Raw genomic sequence first — 15,232 nt, forward strand, 5'->3', positions numbered from 1 at the left:
CAGGGGCTGACATTAAAAGAGGGAAGGCGCCCGGGCTTGCGGGCGCCTCATGGCATTCAGGTTTAACGGTTGTGGCCTTGAAAGGCAACCGCTAGGCGAGCGAGGCGGGTTATTTCACCCCGATTTCGATCTGGGCATCGGTTTCGCGATCCAGCAGGTACTGGGTCAAAAGCCCAACCGGACGGCCGGTGGCGCCTTTCTGTTTGCCCGAGTGCCAGGCGGTACCGGCGATATCCAGATGCGCCCAGGGGAAGTGCTCGGCAAAGCGGGAGAGAAAGCACGCCGCGGTGATCGTACCCGCCGGGCGCCCGCCGATGTTGGCTAGATCCGCGAAGTTGGAATCGAGCTGCTCCTGGTACTCGTCCCAGAGCGGCAGCTGCCAGGCGCGATCCCAGGCGCCGTCGCCAGCCTCCAGCACGTCGAGAGCCAGATCGTCGTCGTTGGATAAAAGCCCGGTGGCGTGGTGACCAAGGGCAACGATGGCGGCCCCGGTGAGCGTGGCGATATCGATGACGCTGGCAGGCGTGAAGCGCTCGGCGTAGGTGAGCGCGTCGCACAGCACAAGGCGGCCTTCGGCGTCGGTGTTGAGCACTTCCACCGTCAGGCCCTTGAGCGTTTTGACGATGTCGCCGGGCCTGGTCGCCGCGCCGTCGGGCATGTTCTCGGCGGCGGCGACGATGAACACCGCGTTGATCTTCGGCTTGATCTCAAGCACCGCCTTGACGGTGCCGAATACGCCGGCCGCGCCGCCCATGTCGAACTTCATCTCGTCCATGCCCTCGCCGGGCTTGAGCGAAATGCCGCCGGTATCGAAGGTAATGCCCTTGCCGATCAGCACGTGCGGCGCCTCGTCGGCATCTTCCGCGCCCTGGTAGCGCATCACGATCAGCCGCGAGGGCTCCACGCTTCCCCGGCCCACGGAAAGAAGCGCGCCGGCGCCGAGCGCCTCGAGCGCTTCTTCATCCAGAATCTCGACCGACAGTGCGCCTTTGGACGCTTGCCCCAGGGTTTCGGCCTGCTCGGCCAGGTAGCGCGGCGTGCAGACGTTGCCCGGGAGATTGCCCAGCGTGCGCGTGAAGTTGATGCCCTGGCCGATGGCCGTGCCGACTCGCGCGCCGTATTGGGCGCTTTCCACCTCGGCATTGTCGGTGACGATCAGGTGAAGGGCGGTCAGCGTCGCCTTCGGTGCCGGCTGGGATTTGAACTGATCGAAGCGGTAAAGCGCGCGTTCGGCGGCCTCTAGCGTCTTGCGTGCCTTCCAAGCGGTGTCGCGCTCGAGGACCACGTCGGTAAAGGCCACGCTCGCATCGTCGATGGGCAGCTTGACCAGTGCGGTCATGGCGGCGTCGAGGGCCTTGAGAAAGGCCGCTTCCTGGCACTTTTTGCGTGCGCCAAGGCCCACCAGCAGAAGCCGCTCGGCGCCCAGGCCCGGGGCAAAAGGAATCAACTGAACGTTACCCAGAGCCGCATCGAAGTCGCCGCGTTCGAGGAGTTGACCGATCAGCCGCTCGCTCGCGTCGTCGAGTTTCGCCACACACGGCAGTAACTCGCTATCTTTATAGACAGGCAGCACCAGGCAGGCCGTCTCGGCTTTGGCGGGATTGGCCGTTTGAACGGAAAATTCCATGACGTCTCCAACAAGACAAGCATCGAGGGATTCGCGATAATACCGCGATCGTATATCGCTATCGTACGCTGGATTAGTGTACCCAAGCCATGAGCGCATTGCATGGCAACCTTGCAGGACTGGCCGGAGAGCGCGTTGATTTTATTTCGGTACTTGACTCGTGAAGTGTTACTCACCATGTCGGCGGTCGCCGGCATCTTGCTGCTGGTCATCATGGGTAGCCGCTTTATTCGCTACTTCGCCGATGCCGCCGAAGGCGACTTCCCGGTTACCATTCTGGGCAGTTTGATGTTCTATCACCTGCCGGGGTTCATGGAGCTGATTCTGCCGCTGGCGTTCTTTCTCGGCATTCTGCTCGCCTACGGCCAGCTCTACATGAACAGCGAAATTACCGTGATGGTCGCCTGCGGCATGAGCCCCACGCGGCTTTTGCGCGTGACGCTCTTGCCGGCGTCGATCGTGGCCATTCTGGTCGGGCTTTGCAGCCTGTGGCTGACCCCGGCGGGCTCGCTTTTAACCGAGGCGACCATCGAAGAGCAGCAGAGCCGGCTGGACGTCTCGGTACTGGCGCCCGGGCGCTTTCAGTCCTTTGGCAGCGGGCGCACCGCCTATATCAGCGGCTTTAGCGATAACGGCAACCGGATGCAGGAGGTGCTGGTCCACGAGCAGGCCCAGGCCGAGGAGGGCACGCACAGCTACGTGACTCGGGCGCGCTCGGGATATCAGGAAACCAGCGTCGACACCGGCAGCCGCTTTCTGGTGCTGGAAGAGGGCGAGCGCTACGGCGTCACCCCCGGCTCGCGCGCAGCGGAGCGGCTGGTGTTCGATCGCTATACGCTGCGTCTGGGCCTGAGCCGCGATCGTCAGGAGCTCGACTCGCTGGAGTTCGCCACTACGCCGGAACTTTGGCGCGACCCTGACCCCCGCGCCCAAGCGCAGTTTCAGTGGCGGGCCGGGCTTCCGCTGATGGTGTTCGTGCTGGCGCTTCTGGCCCAGCCGCTTTCTCAGGTCAATCCACGCCAGGGGCGCTTTGCCAAGCTCCTTCCGGCGGTCTTTTTATACGTCGCCTATTTGAGCCTGCTGCTGGCCGCAGTAGACGCGATCGGAAGTCAAACGCTTGCCGCCGCGATCGGCGTGTGGCCCATTCACGGGCTGTTCTTGCTTCTGGGGGGCCTTTTGATCTGGCGCTCGCAACGTAAAGGAATGCGCTAATGTTCGGTGCCTTGAACCCTTTCGATCGACTGGATCGCTACATTGCCCGTAACGTGTTGGGCGCCATCATCATCGTGCAGTTCGTATTGTTGGGCCTCGATATCACGATCGCCTACATTGGTGATCTCGGTGACACCCAAGGCAACTATTCGGCGCTGGACGTCCTGGTCTATCTGGGCATGCGCCTGCCCTGGCGGTTTTATCAGTACGCGCCGGTGGCGGTGCTCATCGGCGCGCTGATTGGCCTGGGCACCATGGCCTCGAGCAACGAGCTGACCGTGATGCGCGCCGCCGGGCGTTCGCTGGGGCGCATTTTATGGGGCGTGATGAAGCCGGTGCTGGTAGTGGTCGCGGTGGTGCTTCTGGTGGCCGAGTTCGTCAGCCCCCGCACCGAACAGTTCGCCGAGGCTTGGCGACTGGAGCAGCGCCAGGGTGAGGGCACAATGCTGCAAAGCCGCAGCGGTTGGCAGTTCGAAGGCGACAGTGTCTACCGCTTTGGCGCGATTCGCGCAGACGACGTGGTGCTCGATTTGACCCGCTACCGCTTCGAGGATCGCCGCCTCGTCGAGGCCACCCGCGCCGCTCGCGCCAGCTGGGAGCAAGGGGCCTGGCAGCTCGAAGGCGTCAACACCACGCGTATTTTCGAGGACCGCACCGAATCCGAGTATGTTGATCAGATGCCGTGGGAGACGGATCTGACCCCGACCCAGCTCGAACGCCTTTTGCGCGACATCGAAAGCCAGGCGCCCAGCGAGCTGTGGGCCTACGCCAACTTCCTGCAAAGCCAGGGCCAGAGCGCCGAGCAGCCGCTGCTCTACTTCTGGCAGAAGGTACTGATGCCGCTCACCATGGGGTCACTGGTACTGATCGCCGCGTCCTTCGTGTTCGGCCCGCTGCGCACCGTCGCCGCCGGCACGCGGGTGTTCTACGGGGTCGTCACGGGGCTGGTGTTCAAGTACGTGCAGGATCTACTGGCGCCGGCCTCGAGCATTTTCGGCTTCTCGCCGGTGTGGGCGGTGCTGGTCCCGACGCTTGCCTGCGCCGTGGTTGGACTCTTCTTTCTACGCCGCAACGGCTAGCGCTCGAAAATCTGCACAGGCCGGGCCGTTTTGGAAGCGGTTCGGCTTTTTTTTTGCAATTTTTTTCTCCTGCCGGGGGGCTAACTTCCTGTATTGACGGTACTAAAAATGGCCCGGTTAAAAACCGCTACTAAAGAGCACTGGTTGGCACTTGATAACTCGTATGCGAATCATTTACATTCACTCCATGCTTTTATCGAGGTGATGCCATGTACGTATGTGTGTGCAAGGGAGTGACCGACCACCAGATTCGCCGGGAAGTCAGCGACGGGGCGCGCAGCTGGCGCGACGTGCGTGAGGCCACCGGTTGCGCGACCCAGTGCGGCAAGTGCGCCTGTCTTGGAAAATCGATTACCCGCGAAGCGCTTCAAATCGAGCGCGAACAGGCCGATATGGGTCTTGCTTACGCCGTATGACGCGAATCACTATTGTTTGATTTGCTTTTAGCAAACGTTTGATTTACTTGAATTTTTAAAGGCCTCGTCTATACTCTCACTCAACTGGGAGTACGCCCTTCGTGTCGCTGCTCCTTTACCAACGTAACTGCTTGATTGATCGAAAAACCTTTGACGACAAAAAAGCGGTTCAGCTAAATAAAGGTGATACATGAAAGGCGATCCCAAGGTCATCCAGCATCTCAATATCGCGCTCGGCAACGAACTGGTGGCGATCAATCAGTACTTCCTGCATGCCAAAATGTACAAGGACTGGGGCCTCAAGGCGCTGGCCAAGTGGGAGTACGATGAGTCCATCGAAGAGATGCAGCACGCCGACAAGATCATCGAGCGCATTCTGTTTTTGGAAGGCATCCCGAATCTGCAGGACCTGGGCAAGCTGCACATCGGTGAAAACGTCAAGGAAATGCTCGAGTGCGATCTCAAGATCGAACACGACGGCCGCAACGATTACATCGAAGCGATCACTTACTGCGAAAGCGTGAAGGACTACGTGACCCGCGATATGCTGCGCGACCTGCTGGCCGATGAAGAAGAGCACATCGACCACATCGAAACCGAGCTCAGCCTGATCGACAAGGTCGGCATCCAGAACTACATCCAGCGTCAGATGCACGTGGCCGGCGACCAGTCCTACGAGTAAGTCGCGGCCGCCGCTAAACATAAAAACCCCGAACCTGGTTCGGGGTTTTTTTGTGGCATCCTTTTTACTTGGATGAATCGACCTGTTCGATCTGAGCACCGGAGTTGGGCTTGGCGCCGCCAAGCGATGGCTCCTGACCCAGCGGCTCGGGTGTATTCTTGATGGAGTACTGGCTTCGGCCATCAAGCGATGGACCTTCGCCCCAGCGGCCCTTGGGTGCGTCCTTATCCAGCAGGGTGTTCAGGTAGTAGTAGGAGTGTTCGGTCGCTTCATGCTCTTCCGGCGTCGAGTTTGGAATCGGCAATTGCGCTTGCATGCCGCCAAGCTCCTCGATCACCGCCAGCCACTGCTGCTGGTGGTAAGTATCTCGAGCAATCAGAAACGACAGGAAGTCCTTCATGCCGTGGTCGTCGGTCCAGTTGTAAAGGCGTGTGGCGAGCACACGACCACCGGATTCGGCGGCGACGTTGGCCATCATGTCCGCGCCGATATTGCCGGTAGCGTAGACGTGGCTCATGTCGAAAGGCACACCGTTGGCATTGACCGGCATGGCGGAAAGCCCGGACGAAAGCAGATGGCGTGGGTTGGCGCCGCCCAGAATGGCGTTCATGACCGGGTCCTTGGCGGTTTCTTCCTGATAGGAAACCGGGGCGCCTTCCAGATTGAGCGCAACCGCATGACCCAGCATCTCGATGTGTGAAAGCTCTTCGGTGGCGGTGGACATCAACATGTCCCGAATGCGGTCATCACCGCGGGCGCCCATGGCCTGGAAAAAGTACTGCATGGCCACGCGAATCTCGCCTTCAATACCGCCGATCGCCTGTTGAAGCAGCATCGCGAACTGGGGGTTAGGTTTATCAACCTTGACCGGGTATTGCAGCTTAGAGGAATGATGAAACATGTTACTCTCCTTAGTAGTTTGCCAAGGGGGTCCTTGGTGATTACTCCTGATAAGTTGTTCAATAAAAACAAAATTTGATTTTTTATTAAAAACCCATGATTTGGAGTAACTGGCTTTGGCGTTTCGTCAGAATGAATACTTGTTACCTTTAATAACTTAGCATATAAATAAATATATAAGATAAATAAGCTGTTTTATTGGGTTAAAGTTTTTTATTCGATTTAAAATCAGTGGCTTATAAATATTTACTTTTTGATGTCTCTATGATTCATGCACATCTTCAAGTGTTCTTTTTTATTTATTTTATTAGTGATAAGTTTCAACGATGTAACGAAGAAAGTTAAGCAACGTTAATAGTTATCTATTAAATATATTGATTTAAGTTAAGTAAAGGCGAGGCTGGAGGGAAGTAAGCTGCGGGCCTGGAAAGAGAAGAGAAAGCTCTTCGAAAGACCCCTGAAAATAAAACCCGCCCGACGGAATCATCCGTCAGGCGGGTTCGGGTTCGTGTAAAGGTTAGCGGTTTTGCGCGGCGAAGGCGTCAGATCCCTCGAATGCGGCTACCGGCTCATCCACGGTGAACGTGGCGCGGCTCAGGCGGCGTACGCGCTTCATGAACAGCGCGATGCATACCAGCGTGCCGAGCGCGGCCACGACGTAGCTGATCTGCAGCGGCAGGCCAAAACCGATCGGCGCGAAGGCCAGGTACGTAAAGGTTGCCATGGTCATGAACACGGCAGGAATCGCCGTAATCAGGTAGGGCTTGCGCGACAGCACCAGGTACATGGTGCCCACCCATAGCGCGATGACCGCGGTAGTCTGGTTCGCCCAGGAGAAGTAGCGCCACAGCAGGGTGAAGTCCATGTGGGTCAGCGCATAGGAAATGACGAACAGCGGCAGGGCGATCATCAAACGCTTGGCGATCGGCTTTTGTCCGATCTTCAGATAGTCCGCGATGATCATGCGCGCGCTGCGAAACGCGGTGTCGCCGGAGGTGATCGGCAGTACGATGACGCCCAGGATGGCGAGCGTGCCGCCCACTGCACCCAGCATGACGGTAGAGACTTCGCTTACGACCGCGGCGGGACCGCCGGCGGCCAGCACGTCGGACAGCGACTGATCGCCGTAAAACAGGCTCATGGCGGCGGCAGCCCAGATCATGGCGATCACGCCTTCGGTGATCATCATGCCGTAGAAGATGCGACGGCCGCTGATTTCGTTCTCTGTGGTGCGCGAGATGATCGGCGTTTGGGTGGCGTGAAAGCCGGAGAGCGCGCCGCAGGAGATCGTCAGAAACAGCAGCGGGAAGATCGGCGCGCCGTCAGGGTGCATGTTCTGGAATGAAAGCTCGGGAATCGGCGCGCCGGTGACGACCAGGCCGATGCCGATACCGGCGGCGCTAAAGAGCAGCAGCGCGCCGAAGTAGGGGTAGATACGCCCGATCACCTTGTCGATCGGTAGCAGCGTGGCGATCAGGTAGTAGGCGAAGATCGCCATTGTAATACCGACCAGCGACAGTGAGGTCATGTTCGCCAGAAGCGTGGCCGGCGAGGTCACGAACACCGTGCCCACCAGCAGCAGCAGCAGCAGGGCAAAGCCGTTGACCACGTGCTTCATCGCCTTGCCAAGGAACTTGCCCGCCAGCTGCGGCAGGTGCGCGCCGTGGTTACGAATCGAGATCATGCCGGTCAGGTAGTCGTGTACGGCGCCGGCGAAGATGCAGCCGATCACGATCCAGACGAACGCCACGGGGCCGTACAAGGCGCCCAGAATCGGGCCGAAGATCGGGCCCACCCCGGCGATATTGAGTAGCTGAATGAGCGAGTTGCGCGTGGGGTTCATCGGCACGTAGTCGATGTTGTCGCGCATGCTAAAGGCCGGTGTCGGACGCTTTCGGTCGGCGACGAACACTCGATCCACGAACTTGCCGTAGGTGAAATACCCGACTATTAGCAGCAGTATCGAGGCGATGAAAGTGATCATTGGGGGTACCCGGTGGTGGTCGGTGGCGAGGGGTAGATCGCGCGGGCGCTCGACCCGCGTGTCCAAACCCGCTGAATGTATCTGGTCGTGCGTGGATACGCTCTACGACTTTAGTTTCCCTTCGGACAGATTGACCCTTTGAGTGCCCACAAAAAAACGGGCAGCCGTTGGGCTGCCCGTTTGTCATGCGCGCCAGGCGCGGGTCGCTTTCGATCAAAAAGCGGCTGGGGTGACGCCACACAGCATGCGCGCGCCGCCGCCGCCCAGATGCGGCTCGTCCTCATAGGTGTCGCCGCCTTCATGGATGATCAGCGCGCGGTCGGTCATGTCGTCCATGCTCAGGCGCGGCGCAAGTACCGGCAGATTGGCTTCGCCATCCTCGTTCACCGTGAGCACCGGCAAATCGCCCAGGTGGCCGTCACCATAGGGGCCCTGGTGGGTGTCGGTGCCTTCCGGGTCGTAGTGGCCGCCGGCGCTCTGGGCCGCGGTCATCTCGCCATCGTCATTTTCGGCGGGTTCGCAGCTTGGGTTCTGGTGCAGGTGGAAGCCGTACACGCCGGGCTCGAGCCCGGTAAGGGAGGGCGTGAGCATGACGCCGCCGAATTCGGAGCTTTCGATGGTCACCGTACCCGTGGCGTCCTGAACGCCTTCAGCGGTGACGTCGTGCATGTTCACTTCCAGCGTACCGCCTGAGTTACTGTCGGTGTCCGTATCGTTGGTCTGGGCCTGGACGGTCGTTGCCAGCAAAAGCGCGGCGGCGATACCGGTCAAGGGGGTCACTAAACGCATGTCGTCTCTCCTTTCCTGTTCCGTGGAAGCCCCGAAACGGGGTATATGAAAGGTAGCTTCTCAAGCGCGCGGACGCCAACGACGAGCACTAGTGACAACCGCCGGTGAAGCCGCGACAATGGCGCCACTTTTTTCGCGGGGAAGGCCATGGCGGCGCTACGCATTCTTTATCAGGACGCGCATCTGGTGGCGGTGCACAAGCCCGCCGGGCTTTTGGTGCACCGCTCCAAGCTCGCCCGGGGCGAAACCACCTTCCTGCTACAGACGCTGCGCGACCAGCTGGGCCAGCGGGTTTACCCGGTTCACCGGCTGGACCGGCCGACATCCGGTGTGATGGTCATGGCGCTCTCTTCCGACGCCGCCAGCAAGCTAAGCCTGGCGTTCAACGAGCGCGAGGTCGAAAAGCGCTATCTGGCGGTCGTGCGCGGCAAGGCGCCCTTCGAGGAGACGCTCGACTACCCGCTGCGCGAAGAGGACGGCAGCCGCCCCAAGGCCGAAATGCCCGCGCTCAAGGCGCGCACCGACATCCAGCGTCTCGACAGTGTGGAGCTTCCGGTGCAGGTGGACCGCTACCCGGTGGCGCGGTACTCGCTGGTGCAGGCCAGGCCGCACACTGGGCGGCGCCACCAGATTCGCCGGCACCTGTCGCGCCGGGGCTATCCCATCATTGGCGATGCCAAGCACGGCAAGAGCGTACACAACCGTTTTTTCGCCGATGAGCTCGGCGCGCCGGGGCTGTTGCTCGCCGCCACCCAGCTCTGTTTCGATCATCCTTGCCAGCCGCTGCGGCTGTGCATCGACTGCGCGCTGGAGCCGGCGATGGCGGCGCTGTTCGAGCGCCTTGGCTGGGCGGGGCACCTGCCGCGGGACCGCGTGCGCACCGCCCCCGCCACGCCCATCGCCGATACTCCGCCCTGACCCGTTCATTACAGAGAGCCCTGCATGTCCATTGACGCCTCCATCGCCCCTGCTTCGGACGACGCTTCTGACTACGATTTCCGTTTTGGCGGCATTCGCCGCCTTTACGGTCAGCGCGCGGCCGATGCCTTTCGCCGCGCCCACGTGGTCGTGGTGGGCGTTGGTGGGGTAGGCAGCTGGGCGGCGGAGGCGCTGGCGCGCTCCGGTATCGGCACGCTCACGCTGATCGATCTCGACGATGTGTGCGTTTCCAACGTCAATCGCCAGCTGCACGCCCTCGATGGCACCATCGGCCGGCCCAAGGTCGAGGTGCTGGCCGAGCGCTGTCGCTTGATCAACCCCAATATCGAGATTATCGCCGATACCGCGTTTGTGACGCCGACGAACCTGGCTGAACGCATTCCCGAGCGTGCCGATTACGTGGTGGATGCGATCGACAGCGTGATCGCCAAGGCCGCGCTGATTGCCTGGTGCAAGCGGCGAAAGCTTCCGATCATCGTCACCGGAGCGGCCGGCGGGCAGACCGACCCCACCCGTATTCAGGTCGCCGATCTCACCCGCACCGAACACGATCCGCTGCTCGCCAGGGTGCGCGCGCGCCTGCGCCGGGATTTCGGCTTCTCACGTAACCCCAAGCGGCGCTTCTCGGTGGCCTGCGTCTACTCTGACGAGCAGCTCGTCTACCCGGGCGCTGACGGCGAAGTCTGCCTGCAAAAGCCCGGCAGCGGCGACGCCACCCGACTGGATTGCGCCTCGGGATTTGGCGCCGCCACCTTCGTCACCGGCACCTTCGGCTTCGTGGCCGCCTCGAAAGTGCTCGAACGGCTGGCCAAAAACGCCCGTCTCGACGTCAACACACCACCCGGAGAGAACGCCCCATGAACTCGCCCGCTCCCGGCATCTACCGCCACTATAAAGGCGCACTTTACGAAGTACTCGGCACCGCGCAGCACAGCGAAACCGAGGAGCCGCTGGTGGTCTACCGGGCGCTTTACGGCGAGTACGGCCTGTGGGTGCGCCCACTCGAGATGTTTATCGAAACCGTTGAGGTGCAAGGCCAACAGCAGCCGCGCTTCGCGCTCGAAAAGGCGTTTTGATCCCCACGCGCTTGGCCACCATCCTTTGCCTAACAGGAGCCCGCATGAACACGTTCCAGCATTCACCCGCCGCTTTTGAGGGCCAGCCGGAGGTGGCGGGCTTTTACGACCCGCGCACCGGTAGCGTTCAATACATCGTCAGCGACCCGGCCACGAAGGCCTGCGCGATCATCGACCCGGTGCTGGATTTCGACGAGAAATCCGGCGCTACCGCCACCCACCATGCCGATGAGCTGCTCGATTACGTGGCCAAACATGCGCTTCACGTCGAGTGGATTCTGGATACCCACCCTCACGCGGATCACTTCTCCGCGGCGCAGTATCTGAAGGGAAAGACCGGCGCGCCGACCGCGATCGGCGAGCACGTCACGAAAGTGCAGGCGCTGTGGAAGAAGATCTATCACTGGCCGGAGATGCCCGCAGACGGGCGTCAGTGGGACCGGCTCTTTGCCGACGGCGATACGTTTCAAATCGGTGAGCTAACGGCGCGGGTCATGCACTCGCCGGGCCATACGCTGGCCTCGATCACCTACGTGGTGGGCGACGCGGCGTTCGTTCACGACACGCTTTTTCAGCCGGATTTCGGTACCGCCCGGGCGGATTTTCCCGGCGGCGACGCCCGCGCGCTGTGGTACTCCATTCAACAGATTCTGAGTCTGCCCGACGAGACTCGGCTGTTCACCGGTCACGACTATTGCCCGGGCGGCCGCGCCCCGGCCTGGCAAAGCAGCGTGGCCGAGCAGCGCGAGCATAACCCTCATTTGGCGGGTCAAGGCGAGGCGCAGTACGTCGCGTTTCGCCAACAGCGTGACAGCGAACTGCCCATGCCCAGGCTGATTCTCCACGCACTCCAGGTCAATACCTTGGGCGGGCGCCTGCCCGAGCCGGAAGCCAACGGCAAGCGCTATCTGAAAATTCCGCTCGACGCGCTGGGTGAGGGGAGCTGGAGCTAGCGCTTGCTCGACCTGCTACTGCGCGTGCAGCGTGATACGCGTAAGCTCCGACGGCTTGCCCAAACGTAGGGCGAAACCGGGCCAGAGCGCGGTGCCGCTGTTGAGGTAGAGCGTCATGCCGTCGAGTTCGTATTTGCCTGACACAAAGCCTTCATTGGCACGCGCCACGAGCCGGTCGAACCCCACCATCATGCCGCCGTGGGTGTGGCCGGAAAGCTGCAGATCGACGCCCCGGGCAGCCGTATTGCGCGCGTTGCGCGGCTGGTGGTCGAGCAGGATGACCGGGGCGCCTGCCGGCGCGCCTTCGAGCGCTTGGGTCACGTCCGGCCCCGTATAGCCGTGCCCGGCGGCAGACGCATCGTTGACCCCGGCCAGTACCAGCGCGGCGTCGCCGCGTTCGATCACCGTGTGTTCGTTGGCGAGTGCTTGCATACCGAGCGTCTGGTAGTGCGCCATCCACTCGTTGGCGCCAAAGTAGTACTCGTGATTGCCGGAACTGACGAATACGCCGTCGAGGGCTGAAAGCGAGGCAAGCGGGGCGACGTCGTCACGGCGCGCTTGCAAGGTGCCGTCGATCAGGTCGCCGGTGATCAGGATGACGTCCGCCCCGAGCGCGTTGGTTTTCTCGACCACGTCCTCCACCCAGCCCACCTGGAACAGCCGGCTGATGTGCAGGTCGGTCAGATGCACGATCTCATAGCCCTCGAACGCCTCTGGCAGCCCGTCGATGGCGATATCGACCTCCTTGAGCGGTGGCACCCGCGCCGCCTGGCTCACGGCGAAGGCGGCCACCCCCAGCGCCATCAGGCTGAGCGCGTAACGAAGCGCGCCGGGGATACCGAGACGGCGCCGTTTGATCAGCGCCAGCACCAGGGTGACCACATCGACCGCGAGCTGCATCAGTGCCAGAAAGAGCATCGCCCCAAACAGCGTATTGACGAGCAGCACCACCGCGCGCGGCACCTCCGGCGAGAACATGCTGCCAAAGGCGAGCTGGGTTAGAAGGTGATGTTGTGAGACGAGCAGCAACAGCGCCGAGAGCGTTATTTTGCTCCAGCGCGGCCACGGGAGCGGCGCCAGTACCCGGAGAATCACGATCAGGCAGGGCAGTGAAATCAGCAGATGAAACATGAGTGATTCTCGTGGTGGCGCGTTAGGGCGTGCCAGCAAACCACGAAATCAGCGCCTTGGCAAAAGCCTCGATGCCTGCCGCATCAACGCCCGCTATCAGGCCTCGTGTTCGGTGGCCTGTAAAAGCGCCGCCGCGCTTTGCCCGGCGACGGCGCCCAGCACGACGGCGCTCAATAGACCATTGCCCGAGAGATAGCCGCTATCGCCGGCGCCGGAAACGCCCCGCGCTGCGCCGCCGCCGGCGAACAGGTTGGGCAGCATCCGGCCTTGGGTATCCAGCACTCGTGCCTGGGTATTCACTTCGAGTCCGCCCTGGGTATGAAACAGCGCACCGGTCACGCGGACGGCGTAGTAAGGCGGTGACAGCAGGTTGGCGGGCTCGAAAACGCGGCCGAACGTGTCCGGTGTCTGCGTTCGGGCGTGGCGATGCATGTCGTCGACGGCCGTCTCCAGCGCGGCGAGCGGCAGGTCGAGGCAATTGGCCATGGCATCTAGCGTGTCGAAAGCGCGTATCGCGCCGGCCTCGAAGGCGTTACGGTAATCCTCGAATTCAAGCGCGTTTTCATGAATACGGCCGTCGAAAATATTCCAGGCAACGCCCTCGGGCTGGGCGAGGACGTTGGCGGCCTGCTCGGAGTAGCCGCCGTGTTCGTTGGAGAAGCGCTCACCCAGCACGTTGACCTGCATGCCGCCCTGCATCATCAGTGCCCAGCTGATCAAAATCTGGTGCGGGGTGGCAAGCGAACCGTGGCCCTGGCAGGCGGCGAGATCCTTCGTGCTTGCGCCCATCGCCTCGCCCCAGAGCAGCGCATCGCCCTGGTTGCCCTCGTGGCCGTAGTAGAGCGCCTCCTTGAGCGACGGGATATGGCGCTTGACCAACTCGGCATTGCCGCCGTAGCCGTTGCAGGCCAGGATCAGGGCATCGCAGCCGATACGCTCACGACTGCCGTCCGGGCGTGTGATCGTTACGCCGCGCACCCGTTGGGCCTCGTCCACGTGCAGGTCCTCGACCCGCGCTTGGGTGAGCATATCCACGCCGGCACGCTCGGCGGCGTTCAAAAGTGCGCCCATCAGCTCCTCGCCGGTGCGCCGAGGCGTGGCGTGCATACGCAGTCGCCGGTGGCCGGGGTAGAGAAAGCCTTCGACCAGCTCAAAAGGCACGCCGTGATCGTCGGCCAGCCACTCCACGGTCGGCCCCGATTGCTCGGCCAGCCGCTCGACGATCGCTTGATCGGCCTCGAAGCCGTTCTTGCGCTGAATGTCCTCGGCCATGAGGCTTGGGGAGTCCTCGACTTCCAGCGCCTTTTGAAAGCGCGTGCCAGCGGCGGGGATGAAGCCTTGTGACATCGCGGTGCTGCCACGAGGCAGCGCATCGCGCTCCAGCACCGCAAGCTCGATGCCCGCCTCACGCGCCTTGAGCGCCGCCACCAGCCCACAGGCGCCGGCACCGATGATCAAAAGCGGCAGGTGGGCATCGAATTCAGTGGTGTGGGTGTAGGGAACGATCGCCATTACGCCTGCTCCGCGTGAGTGAAGGCATCCAGAATCTCGCCCGCTGGCGCCTGCCACACCTCAGCGTGTCCGCTGATATGCGCAAGCACTTCTTCCAGGCAGGCGATGCGGTGGGGCTGGCCGACAAGCCAGGGGTGAAGGTTCAGGGCGAACAGGCGCCCGCCAGCGGTGCGCGACTCCTCCAGCAGAAAATCGAACGCATCCTTCACCTGCGCGACCCATGAGTCTTCCGAGTGGAGGTTCTGGCTCATGACGAACTGGTCCTCGATCTCGGTGGAAAGCCCCATCATGGTGAGCGGGCCCGAGGCGGTCTTCCAGGCGTAGGGCAGCTCATCGTTGACCCAGTCGGCGCAGTACTCGATGCCGTTTTCGGTCAAAAGATCCGGTGTGTTGAAGCTCTGGTGCTTCGCCGGGCTGAGCCAGCCGCGAATGCGTTGGCCGGTCACGCGGCGCAGGGTGTCCACCGAGCGCTTGACCAGCTCGGCCTCTTCCTCGACGGGCTGGCCACCGTAGTGCAGGTGATCCATGTTCCAGCCGTGGGCGATGAACTCGCCGCCGTGCTCTTGAAGGCGCTTGACCAGATAAGGCGTTTGCTCGGCGAGCTGGGCGTTGATCGCGTAGGTCGGCGTGATGGCGTATCGCTTCAAGGCCTCGAGCACCCGATAGATGCCCACCCGGTTGCCGTAATCGCGCAGCGAGAAGTGGCGCAGGTCCGGGTAGGGCATGGTCATGCCGTTGGGCACCTTGAACGGCTCGCCGCGCTGGTTGAGCGGGTAGAACTGCAGCGAAATATTGATCCATACCGCCAGCGTCTTGCCGCCGGGCCAGGTAATCGGGGGGCGTTCCCCGAGCATCGACCAGTCATAGCGGTCGTGGTCGTAGCCATGGCGGCGCAGCGGGTAGTCCAGGTAGTCGTCGTTGAGTGCCATGGT

The 15,232-nt window shown here is 61.9% G+C and carries 15 protein-coding genes; 8 read left to right on the top strand and 7 right to left on the bottom strand.

The features are described 5' to 3' along the window. Positions 1-109: 109 nt before the first annotated feature. Positions 110-1,627 (bottom strand): leucyl aminopeptidase, encoded by a 1,518-nt coding sequence (locus RN346_RS03020; protein WP_311962072.1) that lies wholly within the window; start codon positions 1,625-1,627, stop codon positions 110-112. A 135-nt stretch (positions 1,628-1,762) separates the two neighbouring features. Between RN346_RS03020 and lptF the strand changes: the two genes are divergently transcribed. The 4 genes from lptF to bfr all read left to right on the top strand — a co-directional run bounded on the left by lptF (position 1,763) and on the right by bfr (position 5,016). Continuing rightward, positions 1,763-2,839, top strand: coding sequence for an LPS export ABC transporter permease LptF (gene lptF, locus RN346_RS03025; protein ID WP_263587346.1), 1,077 nt, complete (start codon positions 1,763-1,765; stop codon positions 2,837-2,839). Further along, a complete protein-coding gene (lptG, locus tag RN346_RS03030) occupies positions 2,839-3,918 on the top strand; it encodes an LPS export ABC transporter permease LptG (protein ID WP_311962073.1) in 1,080 nt (359 codons plus the stop codon). The genes lptF and lptG overlap by 1 nt, the downstream gene beginning before the upstream one ends. Positions 3,919-4,127: 209 nt before the next feature. Beyond that, positions 4,128-4,334 (top strand): (2Fe-2S)-binding protein, encoded by a 207-nt coding sequence (locus RN346_RS03035; protein WP_263585048.1) that lies wholly within the window; start codon positions 4,128-4,130, stop codon positions 4,332-4,334. A 190-nt stretch (positions 4,335-4,524) separates the two neighbouring features. Continuing rightward, positions 4,525-5,016: a bacterioferritin gene (gene bfr / locus RN346_RS03040; RefSeq protein ID WP_263585047.1), complete on the top strand. Its 492-nt coding sequence runs from the start codon at positions 4,525-4,527 to the stop codon at positions 5,014-5,016. 64 nt (positions 5,017-5,080) lie between these two features. On the opposite strand, the gene RN346_RS03045 is transcribed toward bfr, so the two are convergent. From RN346_RS03045 to RN346_RS03055, 3 genes are all read right to left on the bottom strand, one after another. Continuing rightward, the gene (locus tag RN346_RS03045; protein ID WP_263585046.1) at positions 5,081-5,917 is read right to left on the bottom strand and encodes a manganese catalase family protein; all 837 of its coding nucleotides are present in this window, start codon (positions 5,915-5,917) and stop codon (positions 5,081-5,083) included. 516 nt (positions 5,918-6,433) lie between these two features. Then, positions 6,434-7,900, bottom strand: a complete 1,467-nt coding sequence (locus RN346_RS03050) for a carbon starvation protein A (RefSeq protein WP_263585045.1) — start codon at positions 7,898-7,900, stop codon at positions 6,434-6,436. A 213-nt stretch (positions 7,901-8,113) separates the two neighbouring features. Then, a complete protein-coding gene (locus RN346_RS03055; protein ID WP_311962074.1) occupies positions 8,114-8,689 on the bottom strand; it encodes a superoxide dismutase family protein in 576 nt (191 codons plus the stop codon). 147 nt (positions 8,690-8,836) lie between these two features. Between RN346_RS03055 and RN346_RS03060 the strand changes: the two genes are divergently transcribed. From RN346_RS03060 to RN346_RS03075, 4 genes are read left to right on the top strand one after another with little or no spacing between them, the layout of a single operon-like run. Continuing rightward, positions 8,837-9,607: a pseudouridine synthase gene (locus RN346_RS03060; RefSeq protein ID WP_311962076.1), complete on the top strand. Its 771-nt coding sequence runs from the start codon at positions 8,837-8,839 to the stop codon at positions 9,605-9,607. 24 nt (positions 9,608-9,631) lie between these two features. Further along, entirely contained in the window at positions 9,632-10,489 is an 858-nt protein-coding gene (gene tcdA / locus RN346_RS03065) for a tRNA cyclic N6-threonylcarbamoyladenosine(37) synthase TcdA (protein ID WP_263585042.1), read from the top strand. Continuing rightward, entirely contained in the window at positions 10,486-10,704 is a 219-nt protein-coding gene (locus tag RN346_RS03070) for a DUF1653 domain-containing protein (protein ID WP_263585041.1), read from the top strand. Before tcdA ends, RN346_RS03070 begins: the two co-directional genes overlap by 4 nt. 44 nt (positions 10,705-10,748) lie before the next feature. Continuing rightward, entirely contained in the window at positions 10,749-11,657 is a 909-nt protein-coding gene (locus tag RN346_RS03075; protein WP_311962077.1) for an MBL fold metallo-hydrolase, read from the top strand. Between the two features lie 15 nt (positions 11,658-11,672). Here RN346_RS03075 and RN346_RS03080 read toward each other — a convergent pair whose 3' ends face one another. The 3 genes from RN346_RS03080 to RN346_RS03090 all read right to left on the bottom strand — a co-directional run bounded on the left by RN346_RS03080 (position 11,673) and on the right by RN346_RS03090 (position 15,229). After that, positions 11,673-12,788, bottom strand: a complete 1,116-nt coding sequence (locus RN346_RS03080) for a metallophosphoesterase (protein ID WP_311962078.1) — start codon at positions 12,786-12,788, stop codon at positions 11,673-11,675. A 96-nt stretch (positions 12,789-12,884) separates the two neighbouring features. Then, positions 12,885-14,300: an FAD-dependent oxidoreductase gene (locus RN346_RS03085; RefSeq protein ID WP_311962079.1), complete on the bottom strand. Its 1,416-nt coding sequence runs from the start codon at positions 14,298-14,300 to the stop codon at positions 12,885-12,887. Beyond that, a complete protein-coding gene (locus RN346_RS03090) occupies positions 14,300-15,229 on the bottom strand; it encodes a polysaccharide deacetylase family protein (protein ID WP_311962080.1) in 930 nt (309 codons plus the stop codon). The genes RN346_RS03085 and RN346_RS03090 overlap by 1 nt, the downstream gene beginning before the upstream one ends. Positions 15,230-15,232 lie beyond the last annotated feature (3 nt).

The sequence above is a fragment of the Halomonas sp. PAMB 3232 genome, from assembly GCF_031954225.1.
Classification (GTDB): Bacteria; Pseudomonadota; Gammaproteobacteria; order Pseudomonadales; family Halomonadaceae; genus Vreelandella.

Coding starts and splice junctions, on each gene's coding strand:
- RN346_RS03020 (WP_311962072.1), bottom strand. CDS start 1,627: ATGGAATTTTCCGTTCAAACGGCCAATCCCGCCAAAGCCGAGACGGCC.
- lptG (WP_311962073.1), top strand. CDS start 2,839: ATGTTCGGTGCCTTGAACCCTTTCGATCGACTGGATCGCTACATTGCC.
- RN346_RS03035 (WP_263585048.1), top strand. CDS start 4,128: ATGTACGTATGTGTGTGCAAGGGAGTGACCGACCACCAGATTCGCCGG.
- bfr (WP_263585047.1), top strand. CDS start 4,525: ATGAAAGGCGATCCCAAGGTCATCCAGCATCTCAATATCGCGCTCGGC.
- RN346_RS03045 (WP_263585046.1), bottom strand. CDS start 5,917: ATGTTTCATCATTCCTCTAAGCTGCAATACCCGGTCAAGGTTGATAAA.
- RN346_RS03050 (WP_263585045.1), bottom strand. CDS start 7,900: ATGATCACTTTCATCGCCTCGATACTGCTGCTAATAGTCGGGTATTTC.
- RN346_RS03055 (WP_311962074.1), bottom strand. CDS start 8,689: ATGCGTTTAGTGACCCCCTTGACCGGTATCGCCGCCGCGCTTTTGCTG.
- RN346_RS03060 (WP_311962076.1), top strand. CDS start 8,837: ATGGCGGCGCTACGCATTCTTTATCAGGACGCGCATCTGGTGGCGGTG.
- tcdA (WP_263585042.1), top strand. CDS start 9,632: ATGTCCATTGACGCCTCCATCGCCCCTGCTTCGGACGACGCTTCTGAC.
- RN346_RS03070 (WP_263585041.1), top strand. CDS start 10,486: ATGAACTCGCCCGCTCCCGGCATCTACCGCCACTATAAAGGCGCACTT.
- RN346_RS03075 (WP_311962077.1), top strand. CDS start 10,749: ATGAACACGTTCCAGCATTCACCCGCCGCTTTTGAGGGCCAGCCGGAG.
- RN346_RS03080 (WP_311962078.1), bottom strand. CDS start 12,788: ATGTTTCATCTGCTGATTTCACTGCCCTGCCTGATCGTGATTCTCCGG.
- RN346_RS03085 (WP_311962079.1), bottom strand. CDS start 14,300: ATGGCGATCGTTCCCTACACCCACACCACTGAATTCGATGCCCACCTG.
- RN346_RS03090 (WP_311962080.1), bottom strand. CDS start 15,229: ATGGCACTCAACGACGACTACCTGGACTACCCGCTGCGCCGCCATGGC.